At 59.8% G+C, this 1,570-nt stretch carries 2 protein-coding genes and 1 pseudogene; 2 read left to right on the top strand and 1 reads right to left on the bottom strand.

Going from position 1 to position 1,570, the window contains the following annotated elements; genetic code table 11:
• Together ACH2EH_RS12755 and ACH2EH_RS12750 are read left to right on the top strand one after the other, a co-directional pair.
• Positions 1-477 (top strand): annotated as a pseudogene (locus ACH2EH_RS12755) (hypothetical protein); the annotation flags it as partial.
• 3 nt (positions 478-480) lie between these two features.
• Entirely contained in the window at positions 481-1,104 is a 624-nt protein-coding gene (locus ACH2EH_RS12750; protein WP_395142221.1) for a DUF6483 family protein, read from the top strand.
• Here the strand turns inward: ACH2EH_RS12750 and ACH2EH_RS12745 are convergent.
• Positions 1,101-1,570, bottom strand: a 470-nt coding sequence (locus ACH2EH_RS12745) for a helix-turn-helix transcriptional regulator (protein WP_395142219.1), incomplete at its 5' end; no start/stop codon positions are given. The genes ACH2EH_RS12750 and ACH2EH_RS12745 overlap by 4 nt on opposite strands.

Genomic DNA, 1,570 nt, shown 5'->3' with positions numbered 1-1,570 from the left:
GGGGCCTGGGTAGGAATCACGGTAACGGTCGCTCTCTCTGTCTTGCTGCTTGGCTTTTCAGTCTATGGCCTGAAGCCCGAGTGGGCACGAATCGTCTCCGACCTGCGCATCATCCCGGTGGGAGCGCTCGCCTACTCCTCGCTCTTTTTGTTTTTTGCCACCCTCATGCCCAAACCACTGATCTGGGCGCTGCTCTATGGGTTTGGCTGGGAGAATATTGCCGCGCTCTTTCCGAGTGGCTTTGCACGGCTCTCGATTCTCTCGTACCTGAGGACACTGGCACCGCACTTAAAAGAGGTGCTGGGTGCGCAAGGAGGAGCCGAGGATGTCTCCAATATTCTCCTGCGCGGCAACCCGCTTGCGATCACGCAGCCTGTCGCCTGGCTCACCGTGAGTATTATCACCGTTCTTTCTCTGACACTTGCTCTGTTTTTTTTCAGCACGCGGGAGTATGTCCCCCGGGAAGAAGGCGGCTAGCCAGTGCTCCGTAAAGGCTATATTCAACAGCAGATCGAGGGTTTGGCGACGGCGCTCGGGACGATTTTTGGCATTGAGCTTGATAAAACTGATGTTCTTAAGCGGCTTGGAAACTCCTGTCGGAATTTGACGGGGCTTGATCTAGACACGCTGCTCCGGCTGGACGATGCGACACTTCTTGGAATGTTCGCGGGCGGCGATCGCACCCGGACAGCGGGCAATGCCTTTGTTGCGGCGCAGTTCTTGCTCCAGCGCGCCAAGGCCGACCCCATCCAGGGGCGTGTCGCACGGCGCAAGGCACTGCTGCTCTACTCCGAAGCCCTCGCGCTGGAGTCGTCGCTGCGCTCCAAAGACTACCTGAGCGAGTTTGAGAGCTTGCTCACGGAGGTCGAGGCAACGGACTCAACGGCGCCTATCCTCCGGCAAGCCGCCCGCGCAATGGAGGCGCTAACATTCTACGCCCGCGCGGAAAACTACCACTTTTATCTGCGCGACAGCCACGCCGACAACGCCGAGGACGGCGCACGGGAGTTCTATCTGCGCCTTCTGGAGTTCCCCGATCACGAGCTTATTGCAGGGGATCTACCCCGCGAAGAAATACAAAACGCCCTCACCGAGCTGGGTTAGCCGGGCGGAGGGATAAAGAGACGGCTGCGGCGGTACTCACCGGGGGTGACTTGCGCGACTTGTTTGAACTGCCGGGCAAAGAAAAACTCCGAGTCGTAGCCAAGCTGTGCGGCGAGCTGGCGTAGGGGCAAGTCCGTCTCGATAAGCAAGCCACGGGCGTGGGCGATGCGCTGGGCGATGACATACTCATGGAGTGTCTGGCCTGTCTCTTGCTTGAAACGTCGCCGTAGAGTTGCCAGAGAGCAGCCCTGGTGCTTGGCAAGCTGAGGATAGTCAGGGCTAAAGGAATCTCCAAGGTGCTCCAGGACGCCCGCCAGCCAGGAGGTGTCGGACGCTGGGCTCGTGCGGGCTTCCGCGAGCTCAAGGAGCAGGGCCTCAAGCTGGTTGACTGCTTTGCTATGACTCCAGCGGCCCGTTTCCTGGCTCAGTGCCATGATCGCATCCAGCCGTGCGCCACCGTCCATGC

Origin of the sequence: Armatimonas sp. (genome assembly GCF_043760365.1) — a bacterium.
Classification (GTDB): Bacteria; Armatimonadota; Armatimonadia; order Armatimonadales; family Armatimonadaceae; genus Armatimonas.
This window is presented reverse-complemented; position numbering and strand designations above follow the sequence as displayed.